This is a genomic window from Streptococcus sp. (genome assembly GCF_041802885.1).
Taxonomy (GTDB): domain Bacteria; phylum Bacillota; class Bacilli; order Lactobacillales; family Streptococcaceae; genus Streptococcus.
The window spans coordinates 1-18428 of record NZ_JBHCHN010000069.1 but is presented as its reverse complement, the minus strand read 5'-3'; the positions used below and the strand labels follow the sequence as shown (position 1 = coordinate 18428).

At 44.6% G+C, this 18428-nt stretch carries 19 protein-coding genes and 1 tRNA gene; 3 read left to right on the top strand and 17 right to left on the bottom strand.

Translation table 11 applies throughout. From position 1 onward, the window contains the following. Positions 1-677: LPXTG cell wall anchor domain-containing protein (locus ACEYCN_RS09200; protein WP_373713981.1), on the top strand; the 677-nt coding region annotated here is incomplete at its 5' end. 209 nt (positions 678-886) lie between these two features. Here the strand turns inward: ACEYCN_RS09200 and rpsR are convergent. Genes rpsR through rpsF form a run of 3 tightly spaced genes read right to left on the bottom strand, consistent with a single transcriptional unit; the run spans position 887 to position 1954 of the window. Beyond that, positions 887-1126, bottom strand: coding sequence for a 30S ribosomal protein S18 (gene rpsR / locus ACEYCN_RS09195; protein ID WP_018166749.1), 240 nt, complete (start codon positions 1124-1126; stop codon positions 887-889). 37 nt (positions 1127-1163) lie between these two features. Next, positions 1164-1652, bottom strand: a complete 489-nt coding sequence (locus tag ACEYCN_RS09190; protein WP_373713980.1) for a single-stranded DNA-binding protein — start codon at positions 1650-1652, stop codon at positions 1164-1166. 11 nt (positions 1653-1663) lie between these two features. Next, positions 1664-1954 (bottom strand): 30S ribosomal protein S6, encoded by a 291-nt coding sequence (rpsF, locus tag ACEYCN_RS09185; protein WP_373713979.1) that lies wholly within the window; start codon positions 1952-1954, stop codon positions 1664-1666. A gap of 404 nt (positions 1955-2358) precedes the next feature. Here rpsF and ACEYCN_RS09180 point away from each other — a divergent pair, with 404 nt between their 5' ends. After that, positions 2359-2778, top strand: a complete 420-nt coding sequence (locus ACEYCN_RS09180; protein ID WP_373713978.1) for a helix-turn-helix domain-containing protein — start codon at positions 2359-2361, stop codon at positions 2776-2778. Continuing rightward, complete coding sequence (locus ACEYCN_RS09175; protein ID WP_373713977.1) at positions 2756-3901, top strand: alpha/beta fold hydrolase; 1146 nt, start codon at positions 2756-2758, stop codon at positions 3899-3901. The genes ACEYCN_RS09180 and ACEYCN_RS09175 overlap by 23 nt, the downstream gene beginning before the upstream one ends. A 174-nt stretch (positions 3902-4075) precedes the next feature. Here the strand turns inward: ACEYCN_RS09175 and ACEYCN_RS09170 are convergent, their stop codons facing one another. From ACEYCN_RS09170 to ACEYCN_RS09105, 14 genes are all read right to left on the bottom strand, one after another. Beyond that, complete coding sequence (locus tag ACEYCN_RS09170; RefSeq protein WP_373713976.1) at positions 4076-5743, bottom strand: DAK2 domain-containing protein; 1668 nt, start codon at positions 5741-5743, stop codon at positions 4076-4078. Between the two features lie 2 nt (positions 5744-5745). Continuing rightward, complete coding sequence (locus ACEYCN_RS09165) at positions 5746-6111, bottom strand: Asp23/Gls24 family envelope stress response protein (protein ID WP_373713975.1); 366 nt, start codon at positions 6109-6111, stop codon at positions 5746-5748. A 131-nt stretch (positions 6112-6242) separates the two neighbouring features. Further along, positions 6243-6431, bottom strand: coding sequence for a 50S ribosomal protein L28 (rpmB, locus tag ACEYCN_RS09160; protein ID WP_018164578.1), 189 nt, complete (start codon positions 6429-6431; stop codon positions 6243-6245). A 128-nt stretch (positions 6432-6559) separates the two neighbouring features. Next, a complete protein-coding gene (locus ACEYCN_RS09155; protein ID WP_373713974.1) occupies positions 6560-7891 on the bottom strand; it encodes an APC family permease in 1332 nt (443 codons plus the stop codon). 125 nt (positions 7892-8016) lie between these two features. After that, a complete protein-coding gene (locus tag ACEYCN_RS09150) occupies positions 8017-8898 on the bottom strand; it encodes a class II fructose-bisphosphate aldolase (RefSeq protein WP_212569556.1) in 882 nt (293 codons plus the stop codon). 165 nt (positions 8899-9063) lie between these two features. Further along, positions 9064-9149, bottom strand: a tRNA-Leu gene (locus ACEYCN_RS09145). Between the two features lie 124 nt (positions 9150-9273). Beyond that, a complete protein-coding gene (locus ACEYCN_RS09140) occupies positions 9274-10878 on the bottom strand; it encodes a CTP synthase (RefSeq protein ID WP_373713973.1) in 1605 nt (534 codons plus the stop codon). A 146-nt stretch (positions 10879-11024) separates the two neighbouring features. Beyond that, complete coding sequence (gene rpoE, locus ACEYCN_RS09135; RefSeq protein WP_373713972.1) at positions 11025-11609, bottom strand: DNA-directed RNA polymerase subunit delta; 585 nt, start codon at positions 11607-11609, stop codon at positions 11025-11027. A 141-nt stretch (positions 11610-11750) separates the two neighbouring features. Beyond that, positions 11751-12671, bottom strand: a complete 921-nt coding sequence (locus tag ACEYCN_RS09130) for a metal ABC transporter solute-binding protein, Zn/Mn family (protein WP_373713971.1) — start codon at positions 12669-12671, stop codon at positions 11751-11753. Positions 12672-12803: 132 nt separating this feature from the next. Further along, a complete protein-coding gene (tig, locus tag ACEYCN_RS09125; protein ID WP_373713970.1) occupies positions 12804-14087 on the bottom strand; it encodes a trigger factor in 1284 nt (427 codons plus the stop codon). Between the two features lie 155 nt (positions 14088-14242). After that, a complete protein-coding gene (locus ACEYCN_RS09120; protein WP_373713969.1) occupies positions 14243-15004 on the bottom strand; it encodes a nuclear transport factor 2 family protein in 762 nt (253 codons plus the stop codon). 9 nt (positions 15005-15013) lie between these two features. Then, entirely contained in the window at positions 15014-16075 is a 1062-nt protein-coding gene (locus tag ACEYCN_RS09115) for a bifunctional transcriptional activator/DNA repair enzyme AdaA (protein ID WP_373713968.1), read from the bottom strand. 89 nt (positions 16076-16164) lie between these two features. Beyond that, positions 16165-17676, bottom strand: coding sequence for an ABC transporter permease/substrate-binding protein (locus ACEYCN_RS09110; RefSeq protein ID WP_373713967.1), 1512 nt, complete (start codon positions 17674-17676; stop codon positions 16165-16167). Continuing rightward, positions 17673-18407: an ABC transporter ATP-binding protein gene (locus ACEYCN_RS09105; protein ID WP_373713966.1), complete on the bottom strand. Its 735-nt coding sequence runs from the start codon at positions 18405-18407 to the stop codon at positions 17673-17675. Before ACEYCN_RS09105 ends, ACEYCN_RS09110 begins: the two co-directional genes overlap by 4 nt. Positions 18408-18428: the final 21 nt, after the last annotated feature.

The following is an 18428-nucleotide window of genomic DNA, read 5'->3' as shown; positions in this document are numbered from 1 at the left end:
TACCAACACCGGAGAAACCGAAGTCCGAGCCGGAAGCGCCAAAAGTAACGCCAGAAAAAGCAAAGTCTGAACCGGAAGCACCAAAAGTAACACCGGAGAAACCGAAGTCCAAGCCGGAGGCACCAAAAGTAACGCCAGAAAAACCAAAGTCTGAGCCGGAAGCACCAAAAGTAACACCGGAGAAACCGAAGTCCGAGCCGGAGGCACCAAAAGTAACGCCAGAAAAACCGAAGTCTGAGCCGGAGGCGCCAAAAGTAACGCCAGAAAAACCGAAGTCTGAGCCGGAAAAACCAAAAGTAACACCGGAAAAACCGAAGTCCGAGCCGGAGGTGCCAAAAGTAACGCCAGAAAAACCGAAGTCTGAGCCGGAAAAACCAAAAGTAACGCTGGAAAAACCGAAGTCCGAGCCAGAAGCGCCTAAGGCGACACTAGAGGAGCCAAAAAAAGAGCCGGAAGCGCCGAAAGTCATTTCACGAAAAACTCAGACACAAGGACATTCTCCAAAAGTCAGCCCAAATCCTCCAGCATCTACTCCTACAACAACCATCTCAGAAACAAGGAAGGCGACCTTGCCAAAAACTGGTGAGAAAAGTAATGTTCTCGCCTGGCTTGGAGGAATACTCGCGGCAATCTTAGTGGGCATTTTGGCACTAAAACCAAAAAACTCTAAAAAATAAGAAGTAATCTGCGCTCCATTTTTATTTGAATTGGACAAGAGATGACACCCCATCTCTTGTTTTTTATTTTATTAACGAAAAAAGACCCGTCTGGGCCTTAACTCACTCTCTCATTTTCAAGCTCGTGAAAAAACAGTCCATTCAAGGACTGTAACTCGCTCTCGCATTTTCAGGCTCGTGAAAAAACAGTCCATTCAAGGACTGTTTTTTTAATCTTCAGTTACGAATGGAAGCAAAGCCATTACACGAGCGCGCTTGATAGCTGTTGTTACCTTACGTTGGTTCTTAGCTGAAGTTCCAGTTACACGGCGTGGTAAAATTTTTCCACGTTCTGAAATGAAACGGCTAAGAAGCTCAGTATCTTTGTAATCAACATATTCAATCTTGTTAGCTGCGATGTAATCAACTTTTTTACGGCGTTTAAATCCGCCACGACGTTGTTGAGCCATGTGTATTCTCCTCTTTATATTTTAATTCAGTCCATCCTTAGAATGGTAAATCGTCATCTGAAATGTCCATTGGATTTCCGCCAAAGGGACTTTCTTCTCGAGCGAAGTTTGGTGTTGTGGAAGGTGCCTGTGGGCTTGAGCCAAAGCTGTTACCAGCTGTGTACTGTCCGCCAGCTGCATAGCCACCGCCCTGACCTTCACGTGCAGTACGGCTTTCCAATACCTGGAAGTTTTCGGCAATCACTTCTGTTACATAGACACGTTGACCTTGCTGGTTTTCGTAATTACGGGTCTGAATACGGCCTGTAATCCCAACTAAGGTCCCTTTCTTGGCCCAATTCGCCAAGTTTTCAGCCTGTTGGCGCCAGATCACACAGTTGATGAAATCTGCTTCACGCTCACCAGCTTGGTTTTTAAAGTTGCGGTTTACCGCCAGGGTAAAGGTGGCAACTGCTTGGTTACTTGGGGTGTAACGAAGGTCTGCATCACGGGTCATACGACCGACAAGTACTACATTGTTAATCATAGGACACCTACTTATGCGTCGATTTTTACAATCATGTGACGAAGAATGTCAGCGTTGATTTTTGACAAACGGTCGAACTCGTTAAGAGCAACAGCGTCAGTAGCTTCAACGTTAACGATATGGTAAAGTCCTTCGCGGAAATCTTTGATTTCGTAGGCAAGACGACGTTTTTCCCATGTTTTTGATTCAACAACAGTTGCACCGTTGTCAGTCAAGATAGAGTCAAAGCGTGCTACCAAAGCGTTTTTAGATTCTTCTTCAATGTTTGGACGAATAATATAAAGAATTTCGTATTTAGCCATTGATATTTCCTCCTTTTGGTCTAATGACCCCCAGTCTGTGCAAGGGGTAAGTGAGGCATACTCACGATATACTATTATACCATAAATCTTTGAGAAGGCAAGGAAAATAGGGCGAATCCATCAGATTATTGCTTTTTTCTTCAATTTCCTGCCAGAAATGTGAACGATTACGGACTAAGAATTCTCACCAAGTATAAGAGCTTATTTTTCATGGAATTTAGCGATATTAGCGTTAGTGTTTATAACGCTTGTGTAAATAAGCATATATAATTATTTTTTACTTGAGAGAAGAGCTTTAAAGCTCCTATTTTTAACAATAAATAGGAATTTTGTCATTAGCGCTTGCTTGTAAACTCTTACTTTTTTGTTATACTGTGGATATATGCAAAGAGCGAGGAATTTTCATGATTGATAGAAATATTAGGTTGTTAAGAAAGAGACAAGAACTTTCTCAGGAAAAGTTAGCAGAAAAAATTGGAGTATCTAGACAAACTGTCGCAAAATGGGAGGCAGGTAGCAGCCTGCCTGATATCTTGACATGTGCTAAATTGGCCGAGTTATTTGATGTTAGTATCGAGGATTTATTAAACTTAGATGCTGATCTTTTAGCGTTGCCTCAAGAAAAGGGCAAATATATCTTTGGCAGTGTAAGGGTTCAAGAAGATGGTCAGGTGATCCTGCCTATTCGAGCTAGAAAATTATTTTCCATCGAACCTGGAGATGAATTGCTGCTGGTCGGCGATCTAGACAGAGGGTTGGCCTTGCTAGATGTTAATTTCTTCCTAGAGGGCTATCAGGCTCTTGAAAAAACGAAAAGGAAATAAGGAAGCAATGGAAAAGAGGAGGGTTAAGAAAGTGTCTATTATTCTGACTTTTGTTTTACTCAGCCTAAGTTTTGCTACAGCTCTGTATGCTCATCGGAATATGACTTATGATCAAAAAGAGGCAAAACTGATTGAAAAGGCACAGTTTAGGGAGAAACAAGTCACTTTACCAGACGGATCAATTTTAAATTATGGTGAGGGTCCGGATAATGGAGAGGTCTTAGTCTTGTTGCATGGGCAGCAAGTATCTTGGGAAGACTATGCAAAGGTTCTAGGAGAACTATCGCAGCGTTATCATATTTATGCTATTGATTATTATGGGCATGGAGGATCCAGCAAATCTCCAGCAAAATACTCAGCGACAGCAATAGGACAGGACTTAATTTGGTTTATCCAAACTGTCATTGGCCAAGCTGTTCTTATTTCCGGTCATTCTTCGGGAGGACTCTTGGCTACCTGGATTGCAGCTAATGCCCCAGAAGATGTTAAAGGTCTCTTGATCGAGGATGCACCTTTCTTTGCTACGGAACCGGGGAGGGCAGAAAGCACTTTTGCATGGCTGGGCTTTAAAGAAATGGCTGATTTCTTAGCCAGTGGCCAAAGCAACTTTACTCGCTATTCTTTAGAACATACCTATTTGGCAGAACTCTTTGGCAGTCAGAGCAATTTTGATAAAATTGTTAAAAATCCAGCTCTTAAGTTTATGAAAAAACATCCTCATCAAATTCCTAGGATTTGGCTTTACCCCCCTGAACTAAAAGTCAATCAAATTTATGATTTAACAGCCAATCTGCAAGATGGGACTGGTGACTATGATTTACGATTTGGACTGGCCTTTTATGATTTTTCATGGTTTAGGGATTTTCCCCAAGAAGAAACCCTAAAGCAAGTTCAATGCCCTTCCATCCTGTTACATGTCGCTAAACCAGCTAATTTTCAAGACTATTATGACGAGAAAGGCATTCTTCTCAGTGCTATGGATGCCGAGGATGCCAAACGTGTTGACACCTTATTGAGCGATAACACTTTGATTGACAATGTAGATAGTGGTCATGATATTCATGTCGAGCAACCCTATATTTTTATTAAAGCAGTAGATGACCTAGCTAAAAAAGCAAAATAAAGAAAACGATCCACTGCACCATGATTCGCTTTCTTATTTTCAAGCTCATGAAAAAAGGTCCCTCGGACTTTTACTCTTTCCTAATTTCTAGAGAGCAAGAAAAAACAGTCCACTGGACTGTTCGCACTTTCGTATTTTTAGGTGCAAAGAAAAAATGGTCCACTGGACCATTTTTTACTCTACACTAAACAAGTATGGATAGACTGGTTGGTTTCCGGTATGGATTTCGACTTCCACATCCTCGAATTTATCTTCAAGGCTTTCAGCCAATTCTTCAGCAAGTTCTTGACTACCGTCTTCACCGACATAGATTGTGACAATTTCACTATCCTCGTCTAGCATGTTTTCAAAAGTTGTAACCAACGTTTCCATCATATCTGGATTGGAGACGACAATCTTGCCATCCACCATACCCAGATTATCGTTCTCACGAATTTCCAAGCCATCAATGGTGGTATCACGGACCGCAGTTGTCACGCTACCACTCTTGACATCAGACAGGGAAGCTGTCATAGCCGCAAAGTTGGCTTCGATATCACGATTTGGATCAAAGGCCAAGAGGCTGGTCAAACCTTGAGGAACTGTGCGGGTTTCAACGACCTTTACAGCCTCTTCTGCTACTTCTGCAGCTGATTGGGCTGCCATGAAGATATTCTTATTGTTTGGCAAAATGATGATGTTGCGGGCATTGACCAATTCAATCGCCTTGATGAAATCCTCTGTCGCTGGGTTCATGGTTTGGCCACCTGAGATAACGTAATCCACACCCTGAGCCTTTAAGATTTCCGTCAGGCCTTCACCCGCCGCAACGGCAATCAGGGCATATTCCTTTTGCTCTGCTGGTTTTTGGAAGCCGGTAGCTTCTTTTTCAACCTGGGCTTCATGCTGGTTGCGCATGTTGTCCACTTTTACCTTGACCAGGCTGCCGTACTGAAGACCAGCCTGCATAACCAAGCCTGGGTCCTCTGTATGGATGTGGACCTTGACAATCTCATCATCGTTGACGACTAGGAGAGAATCTCCCAAATCATTGAGATAGTTGCGGAATTCTTCATAATCAAAGTCTTTGACATAGGTTGGACCTTGGCGAAGAGCTACCATGATTTCTGTACAATAGCCATAGGTAATGTCTTCTGTTGCCACATGGCCTGCCACTGACTTGTGGTGTTCAGCATTGATCATCTCGCTCATGACCGCTGGCGTTGCCTGGAAGTCTTCCGAAGCGATGTATTCTCCTGTCAGAGCTGAAAGGAAACCTTCGTAGATGTAGACCAGACCTTGGCCACCTGAATCCACAACACCAACCTCTTTCAAGACTGGCAGCATATCCGGTGTTTTGGCAAGGGCCCGTTTGGCACCTTCCACTGTTGCCCGCATGACTTCAACCGCATCATCAGTTTCTTCTGCTTTTTTCAGAGCGGCTGTCGCAGCGCCACGGGAAACGGTCAAAATCGTGCCCTCAACAGGCTTCATAACCGCCTTGTAGGCTACTTCGACACCAGCTTGGAAGGCCTGCGCCAAGTCCTTACCATCCAATTCTTCTTTGCCCTTGATGGACTGACCAAAGCCGCGGAACAATTGTGAGGTGATGACCCCTGAGTTCCCACGCGCTCCCATAAGGAGGCCCTTGGACAGGATTTGACCCACTTCGCCTACGGTGTTAGCTGGCTTGTCCGCCACTTCCTTGGCACCGTTGGTCACGGTCATACCCATGTTGGTTCCTGTGTCTCCATCTGGCACTGGGAAGACATTAAGGGAGTTGACATATTCGGCTTGTTTATTCAAACGGGTAGATGCTGCCTGCACCATTTCTTGAAGTAAACTAGTTGTAATTTTAGACACCATTATTCTCCTACGACTTTGATATTTTGGATATAGACATTGACCGTATCCGCAGTGATTCCCAACTGGTTTTCCAAGTTGAATTTCACACGTTCTTGAATATTGCGGGATACTTCAGAAATTTTGACACCATAGCTCATTACAGTGTAAACATCTACTGCAATCGTGCCAGCTTCTGTGGTCTTAACCACCACGCCTTTTGAATAATTTTCTTTGCGCAAAAGGGCTTGGAAGTTGTCCTTGATGGCAGCCTTACTGGCCATGCCCACCACACCAAAGATTTCGGTTGTTGCACCGCCGACAACTGTCGCAATCACTTCATCGGTCAATTCGATCTGGCCGTCTTTTGTATTGATTTTCACCGTCATGTTTTGTTACCTCAAATAGTTTTATCACACTATTTTATCATATTTTCGTAAGAGTGTAAAAAAGAAGACTGTCCCATCAGAAAAAGTAGGACGTCAAAAATTCACAAAAAAAAAAGCCAGAGGCCTTTTTCTTAAACGCGTTCTACTTTGCCTGATTTAAGGGCACGAGCTGAAGCCCAAACTTTCTTAGGTTTACCGTCAATCAAAACAGTAACTTTTTGAAGATTTGGTTTAACAGTGCGTTTTGTTTGGTTCATCGCGTGTGAACGGTTGTTTCCAGAAACAGTTTTACGACCTGTAAAGTAACATACTTTAGCCATCTATATTTTTCCTCCTAGGTAGTTTGATAAGGGATGTGCTAGCACCACATACTTAAACATTCTACCAAAAAGACAGGCTTTTGGCAATAGATACGCCAGTTATTTTTTTGATGACCTTCAAGTAAGCGCTAGCCTTCTCTCTTTCTTTTCAGATTTTTTTGATAGTAGGCAAAGGCTGCTAGGCAGAAAAGCAGACAGAAAATGAGAAAGAGGGAAACATTTTTAAAGTTCGTCAAGAGGCCGCCCAACAACAGGATAAAGGCTGCAAAGATGGCTAGGATGGGAGAAATAATCCCCGTTAGCTTATTTTGGACCTCCCCTTTGCGGTATAGCCCAAAGACAATCAGGTACAAAAAGACATAGGAGAGGTTATTAAAGACGATGGTGATTTCACTGATATCACTGCCAGGCAAGAGGTTCCATTTGCTGATCAAGTAATGGACTCCCAGCCAGAAGAGGGTTACAGCAGAAACAGAAAGGCTGGCTGGTACGGACAGCTGGTATTTTAAGTCAATCTTAGCAAACTTAGGATTGTCGATCCATCCAAGGGAGGCAAAGGCTTGAGGCAGACGCATGGTCCCCAGCAGCATACCATTGGACACCCCCAGAACGGCGATAATGATGGCTAAGAGCAGAATTTTACTGATAAATGTTCCATAAATGAGTTCTGTAGCATGGACCACCGCATCATTGCCAACCATCAAGATATAATCCGGTCCCAAAATCTGATTGAGCCCATAGAAGAAGAGGAGATAGAGGACCAGAATGACCATGGGACCAAAGATAAAGGCCCTGGCCAGGTTCTTCTTGGGATTCTTAATCTCCGGAGCAATGCTGGCCACGACCGTCCAGCCATCATAGGCAAAGTAGAGGGGCATGAGGCCAGAAAGCCAGCCCCAGCCGACTGGAACAGGGGTGACAACGGGCGCTTCTGGAAATTCTGCCTTCCAAAAGAAACTGACAATGGCGATGGCCAGGAGCGGAACCACCTTGATGATGGTGGACAGGGATTGGAAAAGGCCAGCCAACCACTTGGAGTAGATGTTTAGAAAGGTCAGTACAATCAGATAGAAGGCTGCCAGCAGGGTTTGGGCCTCCAAACTGGACTTCCCTCCAAGGGTAAAGACAGCCCCAACCCAGGTGATAACAGCAATGACCGTCGGCATGTAGACATAGGACGTAAACAAGCCCAGGGCAGTAGCTAAACCTGGATGGATATAGTGGGCATAGTAATAAAAGATACCCCCAGCTTCTGAGTGCCGGACAGCCAACTCGGAGATGGAAAGACTGCCAAAGACAATGGCGAAAGAACCCAAGGCAATAATGAGCATCCCAAGCCCGACATTGCCCCCAGCATAGTTCAAAATATCATCGACTTTAAAATAAATACCGGACCCAATCACCACACCGACAATCATGGCGATGGTGGTCATGAGACCGTAACTTTTTCCTTTTTTCATGTTTCTACCTATATATGTTTCTCAAACTTATCCTACCCATTATAACCAAAAAATAGGATAGTGACAAGATATATGGGAAGAGCAAAAAAGGCTTGCCCTTGCGGACAAACCTTTTCATTTTTTTATTAAGCTTTACCAGCTGAACCGAATACGTCGATACGCTCTTCAACAGATGCTTGGATAGCTTTTACGCCGTCAGCCAAGAATTTGCGTGGGTCGAAGAGTTTCTTCTTGTCGTATTCTGCTTCGTTTGCTTCATAAGCTGCTGCAAATTTACGAGTAGCGTTCGCAAATGCGATTTGGCACTCAGTGTTTACGTTTACTTTTGCAACACCCAATTTGATAGCTGCTTGGATTTGCTCATCAGGAATACCTGAACCACCGTGCAATACGATTGGGAATCCTGGTACAGCTTCAGTCAATTTCTTCAAGTGGTCAAGGTCAAGACCTTCCCAGTTTGCTGGGTATGGACCGTGGATGTTACCGATACCTGCTGCCAAGAAGTCGATACCAGTTGCAACCATTGCTACTGCGTCTTCAATTGGAGCCAATTCACCGCTACCAACGATACCGTCTTCTTCACCACCGATAGTACCTACTTCAGCTTCAACTGAGATACCTTTAGCGTGTGCCAATTCAACCACTTCTTTAGCTTTTGCAAGGTTTTCTTCTACTGGAAGGTGTGAACCGTCGAACATGATAGAAGTGTAACCTACTTCGATACACTCAAGAGAGTCTTCGTAGTGACCATGGTCAAGGTGAATGGCAACTGGAACAGTGATGTTCATTGATTCGATCAAGTTAGCGATCAAGTTACGAGCAACTTTGTAGCCACCCATGTATTTTGCTGCACCCATAGAGGTTTGGATAAGAACTGGAGCTTTCTTAGCTTCTGCGGCACGCAGGATAGCTTGAGTCCACTCAAGGTTGTTTGTGTTAAATCCACCAACTGCATAACCGTTGTCACGGGCTGCTTGGACAAATTTTTCTGCTGAAACTAATGGCATTTTGATAGCCTCCTAATATTTTTTAAGGGTTAGACCCCATACGGTTTTATTTTACCATTTTTATTTGGAAAATGCTAGCTCAAACTGTAGGCTTTTGAGAAAGTTTTCACATGGATTTTCATAAGGGTCGGAAAACAAAAAAGACCAGCCGAAGCTAGTCTGCGATGCGGAAAGGGGGACTTGAACCCCCACGACCTAAAGCGGTCACAGGATCCTTAGTCCTGCGCGTCTGCCAATTCCGCCATTTCCGCTTAACACAAGAAATAGTATAGCATGGCCAACTATTCCTTGTCAACAGTTTTTTTCTAAAAGTTTCATCTTATCTAGCTCCAATGGTCTCTGGGATAATGAATCGGCTAGAAAGGATTGTAACTTTTAATCCTGATTCTCAATCGCTGCTGTCACAAAGGCTGTGTAGAGCTCCTCTGAGCGATTTGGACGGGAGTGGAGTTCTGGGTGGTATTGAGCTGCTACAAAGAATTTTTTATCTGGTAGCTCTACCACTTCCATCAGGCGGTTATCAGGTGACACTCCTGAAAAGACAAAGCCTGCATCCTCAAATTGTTGGCGAAAGGCTGTGTTGAACTCATAGCGGTGGCGGTGACGGCGTTCTACTCTGTCCTTGCCATAGGCTCGAGCCGCCTTGGATCCTGGCTTGAGGTGACATGGATAGAGTCCGAGTCGCAAGGTCCCGCCCAAATCTTGAATACCAGCCTGGTCTGGCAGAAGATCGATAATAGGGTACTGGGTCGCTGGGTCAAGTTCAGCCGAATTGGCTCCCTCTAAACCAAGCACATGGCGGGCAAATTCGATACAGGTCAGCTGCATACCCAAACAAATGCCCAACATCGGAACATCCTGCTCACGGGCATAACGAATGGCCTGAATCTTCCCTTCTGTACCTCGGTGACCGAAGCCGCCTGGAACGATAATGCCGTCCGCATCCCCTAGTAATTCGGCCACATTTTCAGCGGTAACCTCATTGGCATTGACCCATTGCAGATCGATGGCAGCATCGTTAGCATAACCAGAGTGTTTCAGGGCCTCCACCACTGATAAGTAGGCATCTGGCAATTCCACATACTTACCGACTAGGGCAATCTTGACCTCTTTTTTGAGATGCATGACCCGGTCAACCATGAGGGACCAGTCAGCCATATCTGCCTCTGGGGCATCTATTTTCAAACTATCACAGACAAACTGGTCCATGCCCTGCGCCTGTAAATTGAGGGGAATTTGATAGAGATGATCCACATCTCTGGATTCGATGACTGCCTCTGGGGCTACATCGCAGAACTGGGCCAATTTGTCCTTGATTCCCTGATGAACAGGCTCTTCCGTCCGAATGACCAGCATGTTGGGCTGAATTCCCAGTCCCCGTAATTCTTTGACAGAATGCTGGGTCGGCTTGGTTTTCATTTCTCCAGCAGCCTTGAGGTAGGGCAGGAGGGTAGTGTGGATATAAAAGACATTTTCCGCGCCTACATCAGCCTTCATTTGGCGCAGAGCCTCCAAGAAGGGCAGGCTTTCTATATCACCGACGGTACCCCCAACCTCGGTAATGATAATGTCTGAATCCGTTGTTTGAGCTGCCCGCTTGATCTTATCCTTGAGTGCATCTGTGATATGGGGAATAACCTGAACAGTCGCACCCAGATAATCTCCCCGCCGTTCTTTTTGCAAGACTTCGCTGTAAATTTTGCCCGTTGTTACATTGGAATACTGATTGAGGCTGATATCAATAAAGCGCTCATAGTGTCCCAAATCCAAGTCTGTTTCCGCCCCATCATCGGTCACATAAACTTCTCCATGCTGATAAGGGCTCATGGTCCCTGGGTCGATATTGATATAGGGATCGAATTTTTGAATGGTGACCTTGAGACCACGATTCTTGAGCAACCGGCCCAGACTAGCTGCTACAATCCCCTTGCCGATGGATGAAACCACGCCACCTGTTACGAAAATATACTTTGTTTCCATTGAAACCTCCTCTAAGTTCATCATAGTGTTGGAGAGGCTGAAAAAACAAAAGAAGCTCCCTGTTGCCAGGAAGCTGTTATCATCTGACCTCAAAATGAGGTGCCCGATAAGTATTCTAAACCTTATTGAGAAATTTGTCAAATGAATTATTCTTCCAGATTTTCTTCATCGTCAGAATAATCTTCATCTTCTTCATTCAAATCGACTTCCTCGTCACCTAATTCATCATCTGGGACGATTTCATTGATTTCTGAATCGTAGGATTCTACTTCATCCTTTTCATCATCTGGATTTTCTTCATCGTAGGTTGAATCAGATTCAGGAGCTTCATAGCTGTCGTCTTCCGGATCGTCATTGCCATAGTCGATAGCATCTTCATCACCTTCCATAAAGGCATTCACCCGTTTTTTCTTGCGTTTTGGTGCATCTTCGTCTTCTTCTTCTAGAGTGATGACTTCTTCATCAATCTCATCGATGGCATACCATGAGCGCAGACCCCATTTGTTTTCACCAAGTGGGATAAAACTACCGTCTACGTTCAAGTCTGAATAAAAGGTCGGAAGAGAGGCACGAATATCGCTGTTTGATTTTTCAAGGTACGTCTGAACTTCGTTGACCAAGTCATTGAAGTACATTTCATTATCACGGCCGCGTTCTTCCAAGATAGCACGCGCCACTTCAATCATGGACAGTTCACTTTTTTCTTGACCTGCAAATACGTTTAATTCCAAGGCTGTTCTCCTTTTTTGTCTTTCCTTACCATTTTACGCTAAAATAGGCAAATAGTCAAAGATAATCTTTATCGTTTGTGACAAGTGTTCTATCGTTCTGCCACATTGAGAAGGAGAGGATAGAAAATCAGTATAGCCATTTTATTTCAATTCTTGAGCCAAAGTTTCTAAGACTTTTTCTAAATTTTCTAAATAAGTCAAATTATTTTCTGGATCAGCTTCAAGGGGATCTAAGACTTTCAAGTCAACCCCTGTAGAACTTGCTACTGTCTCAGCCAGCTTATCCGAAACTCCTTTTTCCGTAAAAATGGTTTGCACATTGTAGGTATCGACAAATTCTTTGATTTCCGCCAATTGTCTAGGACTCGGTTCCTCCTCAGATACTCCTGCAATCCCCAGCTGCTTCAGTCCAAACCGCTGGGCAGTATAAGAAAAGGCCGTATGCTGGGTTACAAAGGTTTTTGAGCTTACTTTTGAAAAAATCAGCCTATAGGTATCTGCTAATTTTTGTGCATTTCTGGCTAAATCTGCAGCATTTTTCCGATAATAATCTGCATTTCCGGGATCACTTTTGGCTAGAAGTTCACCAATTTCAACAGCCTCCATTCCAACCAATACAGGATCTAACCAGGTATGTGGATCATATAAACCAGCTTCATCGATTCCTTGATTTACGTCTATATCTTCGAAACCTGAAACCTTCATCAAGGGTAACTTTGTCGAAGCCTCTAAAACTTTGACGGACGACCCCTGTAAACTGGGATTCAAGCGCCCTGCCCATGACTCTAGGATCCGTGAATGATAAATGAAGATGTCCGCATCATAAATGGCTTTGATATCCGCTGCCGAAGGTTCATAGGAATGAATGCCACTCCGAGAACCAATCATCCGAATATCATTTTTATCACCAGATATTTCTTTAACCAGCGAATATATTGGGTAAAACGAAGTGACAATTTTCAATCCCTGCGGAGTATGATTGGCTCCCTTTTGCACAGTACAGGCAGCTAGAGCGAAACTTGCTAGGATTAAAATGCACAAACCTACAATCTTCTTAAACATTAGTACCTCCTCCTTTTTTTATTAACCAGTTAACTATATCACAATACCATAATCTGGTCAAGCAATCATCAGGAAGAATTAGCTAAAACAGCAAAAGAAAAACTCGACCTTCGTCGAGTTTTGTCATCCTATTTATTTTACGCTAGCAGTTGATGTAACAAGTTCAACAGCTTTCTTCACAGCAATGTCGTGTTGCAGCATGTCAGCTGAGAGAAGGGCCTTAACTTGTTCCACTTCCATATTGTAGGTAGCGGCCAATTCAGCGATTTCTTTCTCCACTTCTTCTTCGCTAGCTTCAAAGCCTTCTGCTTTAGCGATAGCTTCGATAACCAAGTTGGTCTTGGTGCGTTTTTCAGCATCTGCTTCGTGTTGCTTGTGCAGGTCTTCTTCTGTTGTACCAGTGATTTGGAAGTACAATTCTTTGGTGATGCCTTGTTGTTGCATACCGTTCAAGAATTCATTCATAGAGCGGTGTACTTCTTCATGGACCATTTCACCTGGAAGGTCAACGATTTCAGCATTGTCCACAGCCAATTCGATTGCAGCTGCTTCTACAGCATCGTCAAAGGCAGCTTCTTTAGCTGTTTCCAATTCCTTGCGGTATTTGGCTTTCAACTCATCCAAAGTTTCTACTTCTTCGTCGATGTCTTTGGCCAACTCATCATCCAAGGCTGGAACTTCTTTGGCTTTTACTTCATGAACAGTTGTCACAAAGAGGGCCTCTTTACCAGCAAGGTCTGCTGCTTGGTAGTCTTCTGGGAAAGTCACGTTAACGTTCACTGTTTCGCCAGCCTTTGCTCCTACCAACTGGTCTTCAAATCCTGGGATAAATTGGCCTGAACCGAGCTCAAGCGAGTAGTTGTCGCCCTTGCCGCCGTCAAATTCAACACCGTCCACAGAACCAACAAAGTCGATAACCACTGTATCGCCAGTAACAGCCGCATCTTCCTTGATGACCAATTCAGCCAAGTTGTTGCGCTCACGTTCTACCTTGGCATCCACTTCTTCGTCAGTTACTTCTTTTGAAACCGCTACGGATACTTCAAGGTTTTTGTAGTCGCCCAATTTCACTTCTGGTTTGGTCACTACTTCTGCATTGATCACCCAGTCTTGACCTTTTTCCAAGGAAGCTACATCGATTTTTGGCTGAGCTACCACTTCAAGACCTGCTTCTTTTACTGCTGCTTCATAGGCTGCTGGCAAAAGGGCGTTGAGCACATCTTCGTAAAGGGCTTCTTCTCCAAATTTTTGGTTGAAAACGGCACGTGGCAAATGTCCTTTACGGAAACCTGGCAGGTTGATGTTTTTTTTCACTTTGTTAAAGACGCGGTCCAATTCTGGTTTGATTGCTTCTTGAGCGATGGTAAAGGTTAATACACCGCGGTTTGTTTCTTTTGTTTCAAATGATACAGACATTCTGTCATTCTCCTTATAATTTTTTTGCATACTCTTCATTATAACACAATTATCAAGCATTTCAACGATTTTATGACCATAATTTGGGGAGGAGGAGGCAAGTGGGTCAGATAGTCAAAAAAGGGCTGGGTGCCCCAACCTTGATGGTTCACCCATCAAAACTTCCCTAAATTGGTCAAGTCTTTTTTGTCTGGCATGACTTCCTTATTGTCCCAGTGCTCGACAATCTTTCCATCTTTGAGGCGGTAGATGTCAAAGTGGGCGTAGTCCTGACCTGCAATCCAGACTTTCGAATAAGCCACGACGTAGTCACCCTGTCCCATCACCTTAAAGACAAAGTCGTAGTTGACTTGATTCTCTACCAGATAGTCCTTGTAGGCTGCGCCGCCTTGGGCAATTTCTTGGTTGTGCTGAATCAAGTCAGCTGCCACATAGTCCTCAAACTTGTCGATTTCCCCATTTTGAAGGACATCGACCAAGAAACGACGGACGATTTTCTTGTTTTCCTCGGTCTTGTCCAAGTCGGTCAAGGCAAAGTCAGCGTAAATCGGGTCAAAGTCACCGATGGTTTTTGGATAGGCATCGATAACATCCCAATGCTCAACGATACGACCATTTTCATCCGAACGGAAGATGTCCGCCGTCACCCACTCAGCCTCACCATCATTGAGTTTCTGGTGAACATGGACAAAGACAAAGTTTGCATCTTCAATGGCACGCACAATGGTGATTTCCCGCTTGGGATTGCGTTTGAAAAAGTCCTCAAAGAAAGCCGCAAAACCCTCTTTCTCATCAGGCACACCCGTACTATGCTGGGTGTAGCTGGCTCCCATATAATTTTCATGAACTTCCTTGATTTCTCCGTCGCGGATGCCACGGAGATAGAGATTTTTTGCGTTTTCAAGCTGATTTGACATGATTGACTCCTATTTTTTATTTTTTTGCTTTATTTCCTGTTCTAAGTCAAGAAGGTATTGTTTGCGTGCCACTCCCCCACCGTATCCGCCTAAATCACCATTACTGGCAATAACGCGGTGACAGGGAATTAAAATGGAAATTTGATTGGCTCCATTAGCGTTACCAACTGCCCTCACCTTATTAACATCTCCTAAATTTCCTGCCAAGTCTTTATAAGAGCGTGTTTCTCCAACTGGAATTTCCTGTAATTGTTCCCAAACTTTCTGTTGAAATGGCGAGCCAAATAAATATAGAGGGATCGTAAATACTGCTGTCTGTCCTGCAAAGTAAGCTGACAATTCCTCTTCTAAACTCCTCAATAGAGAATTATTCCCTTGAAAAATCCGTGCATTTAACTTCTGCCGTACACGTTCAATCTCACGCTCTAGCCCTCTACGATTATCAAATTCCAGCAAATAAAGATAGTCTTCATCTGCTAAGGCAATCATACGCCCTAATGGTGTCATGATGAAGGTAGAGGTCAGCAATTTGACCTCCGTCTTCTTAGAAGGATTTCCCATGATTTTACTGAAGGCATCATTAAACCCACTTGCAGATTGATAGCCCATAGCTACTTGTTGGTGGATTACTTTTTGTCCATCTTCTATATTCTTAAAAGCAAGTCCCATCCGTCTAGCTCGTGCATATTGAACGAAGGTCATCTGGTAAATATCCTTAAATTTTCTCCTTGCAGTAGCCGAGTGAATACCAAGCTGGCGAAAATCTTCCTCTTTCCATCGCTTTTCTGGATTTTTTTCTACTGCTTCGACCAGTATCCTGACTTCATCTGGTAATTGATTGGGGTAAGACATAGGATTACAAATCTTACACGGGCGATATCCTGCCAATAAAGCTTCTTCTGCTCTTTCATAAAAGAAACAATTTTCAAATTTTGGTTTTCTCGCCCGACAAGTAGCATGACAGAAAATCCCTGTTGTTTTGATTGCTGCAAAAAAAATACCATCAAAGTCACTATCTTGATTAACCAGCGCCTCATAGTATTGCTTTCTTAGCATTTCATCTGTAATCATTTTACTACCTCGCATCTTCTAATCACCCCATTATACATCAGAATGAATAAGAAAACTTCCGAAAAATGAACAAGTATTTCTACAGACTCCTATTTTAGTAGATTTTCTTTCTCTAAGTATTCCCTCGCCACTTCTTCTGCTGACTTGCCTTCCACATCGACCGCATAGTTCATCTGGGTCATCTCCTCGGTCGAGATTTTGCCTGCCAGGACTCCTAGAACTTGCTCCAACTCGGGGTATTTCTCTAGGGTTTCTTGGGACAAAAGCGGAGCGGCCTGATAGGGCGGAAAGAGTTGCTTGTTATCTTCCAGGATTTTCAGCTTGTAGGTGACCACCTTGCTGTCTGTCGAGAAGGCTTCAACAATCTGCACATCCCCATTTTTAATAGCTTCGTAGCGAAGGGCAGGCTCCATGGTCTTGACATTAAGGTTGAGACCGTAGAGATGTTTCAGGCCCAAATTTCCATCCTCGCGGTCATTAAATTCCAAGGAGAAGCCAGCAACTGCAGTGCCTTGAACCTTGGCCAAGTCTGAAATGGTTGTAAGGTTATTTGCCTTGGCATAGTCTTCTGTCACCGCGATGGCAAAGGTGTTTTGGAAGTCCATTGGCCGCAGATAGACCAGACCATCCTGCTCCAAGATAGCCTCGCGGGCCGCCTCATAAACTTGTTCTGGATCGTTGGACAGGTCTGCCGGAGGATTGGTCAAAAGGGTGGTCGTGATAGTGCCTGTGTACTCTGGATAAATGTCGATTGAGCCTGACTTGAGGGCTTCATAGAGGAAGCTGGTCTTGCCAAAATTGGGTTTGATTTCGACTGAAATATCTGTCTGGTCCTCAATCAAGAGCTTATACATATTGATAAGAATTTCAGGTTCGGCTCCCAGTTTTCCAGCGATGACAACCTTCTTAGACTGGCCTTGGAAAACCGGAACATAGCTGGCTCCAACTGCAAAAAGGGTGACCAGCAAGGCCAGGAGGATGGTTTTTGGCTTTTTATCCTGCAAGAGCTTGATGACATAGCCAAAGAGCACGGCGAGGACAGCCGAGGACACCGCCCCGATTAAAATCAGGGCCGAATCATTGCGGTCAATGCCCAGCAGGATAAAGGAACCCAGCCCGCCAGCCCCCACCAGGGCGGCCAAAGTGGCTGTTCCGATAATCATGATGGCTGCCGTCCGAATGCCCGACATAAGAATGGGCATGGCCAGGGCCAACTCAAATTTTTTCAGCTTTTCCCACTTGGTCATCCCAAAGGCTGTCGCTGCTTCTTCCAGATAAGGGTCAATCTCTGCTAGCCCTGTCAGGGTTCCCTGCAAAATAGGAAAGACCGCATAGATGACCAGGGCCACCACAGCTGGCAGGGTCCCGATACCCATAAAGGGAATGAAAAGTCCCAAGAGTGCCAGCGATGGAATGGTCTGAAAAATTCCAGTGATTTGCAGGCTCCACTCGGTCAAACGCTTTTTATTGGACAAGAGCAGACCCAGAGGAACCGCGATGGCAATAGCGATAATCAAGGAGAGCAGGGAGATCCGCAGGTGCTCAAAGAGGGCTGTCAGCCACTCTCCCTGTCTTTCTACAAAGGTTTGGATCAGGTTCATTTGGCACCTCCACTAGAAGCCATAAATTCGGTGACAAAGTCATCTGCTGGATGATGGCGAAGCTCATCTGGGCTGCCAATCTGCAGAACCTGCCCCTCTTTCATGAGGCAAATTCGGTCGGCCAACTTGACCGCCTCATCCATATCATGGGTCACAAAGACGGTTGTCATGCCAAATTCTCTATGCAGGTCCTTAATCAAATCCTGCAACTGAGCTCTGCTGATGGGGTCCAAGGCTGAAAAGGGCTCATCCATGAGCAAGACCTTGGGATTGGCAATAATGGCCCGCAAAATCCCAATCCGCTGCCGCTCTCCGCCAGAAAGGTCCTTGGGCAGGCGGTTCAGGTACAGATCTGGCTCCAAGCCCACCTTGGTCAAGAGTTCCCGTGTCTTGGCTAAGGTCTCCGCCTTGTCCAAGCCCTTCATCTCAGGAATAAGGGCAATATTCTCTGCCACGGTCATATTTGGGAAAAGAGCAATCTGCTGGAGGACATAGCCGGTTTCCAGACGCAGTTCCCGAAGATTATAGTCCTTGAGCCGCTTACCCTGAAAAAGAATATCCCCGTCTGTTTGTTCCAAGAGACGGTTAATCAACTTCAAGGTTGTTGTCTTGCCACAGCCGCTGGGGCCAATGAGAACAAAGAACTCCCCTTCTTGAATGGTAAAGGACAAATTGCGTAAGATTGGCCCATTAACAGAACAATCTAGGGTCACATTTTGGTAGTCAATCATCTATACTTATTCCTCCAAACT

Bases quoted from the DNA above. Each gene is read 5' to 3' on its own strand.
- rpsR (WP_018166749.1), bottom strand. From the start codon at position 1,126: ATGGCTCAACAACGTCGTGGCGGATTTAAACGCCGTAAAAAAGTTGAT.
- ACEYCN_RS09190 (WP_373713980.1), bottom strand. From the start codon at position 1,652: ATGATTAACAATGTAGTACTTGTCGGTCGTATGACCCGTGATGCAGAC.
- rpsF (WP_373713979.1), bottom strand. From the start codon at position 1,954: ATGGCTAAATACGAAATTCTTTATATTATTCGTCCAAACATTGAAGAA.
- ACEYCN_RS09180 (WP_373713978.1), top strand. From the start codon at position 2,359: ATGATTGATAGAAATATTAGGTTGTTAAGAAAGAGACAAGAACTTTCT.
- ACEYCN_RS09165 (WP_373713975.1), bottom strand. From the start codon at position 6,111: ATGACGGTGAAAATCAATACAAAAGACGGCCAGATCGAATTGACCGAT.
- rpmB (WP_018164578.1), bottom strand. From the start codon at position 6,431: ATGGCTAAAGTATGTTACTTTACAGGTCGTAAAACTGTTTCTGGAAAC.
- ACEYCN_RS09155 (WP_373713974.1), bottom strand. From the start codon at position 7,891: ATGAAAAAAGGAAAAAGTTACGGTCTCATGACCACCATCGCCATGATT.
- ACEYCN_RS09150 (WP_212569556.1), bottom strand. From the start codon at position 8,898: ATGCCATTAGTTTCAGCAGAAAAATTTGTCCAAGCAGCCCGTGACAAC.
- ACEYCN_RS09140 (WP_373713973.1), bottom strand. From the start codon at position 10,878: ATGGAAACAAAGTATATTTTCGTAACAGGTGGCGTGGTTTCATCCATC.
- ACEYCN_RS09130 (WP_373713971.1), bottom strand. From the start codon at position 12,671: ATGTTTAAGAAGATTGTAGGTTTGTGCATTTTAATCCTAGCAAGTTTC.
- tig (WP_373713970.1), bottom strand. From the start codon at position 14,087: ATGTCTGTATCATTTGAAACAAAAGAAACAAACCGCGGTGTATTAACC.
- ACEYCN_RS09120 (WP_373713969.1), bottom strand. From the start codon at position 15,004: ATGTCAAATCAGCTTGAAAACGCAAAAAATCTCTATCTCCGTGGCATC.
- ACEYCN_RS09115 (WP_373713968.1), bottom strand. From the start codon at position 16,075: ATGATTACAGATGAAATGCTAAGAAAGCAATACTATGAGGCGCTGGTT.
- ACEYCN_RS09110 (WP_373713967.1), bottom strand. From the start codon at position 17,676: ATGAACCTGATCCAAACCTTTGTAGAAAGACAGGGAGAGTGGCTGACA.
- ACEYCN_RS09105 (WP_373713966.1), bottom strand. From the start codon at position 18,407: ATGATTGACTACCAAAATGTGACCCTAGATTGTTCTGTTAATGGGCCA.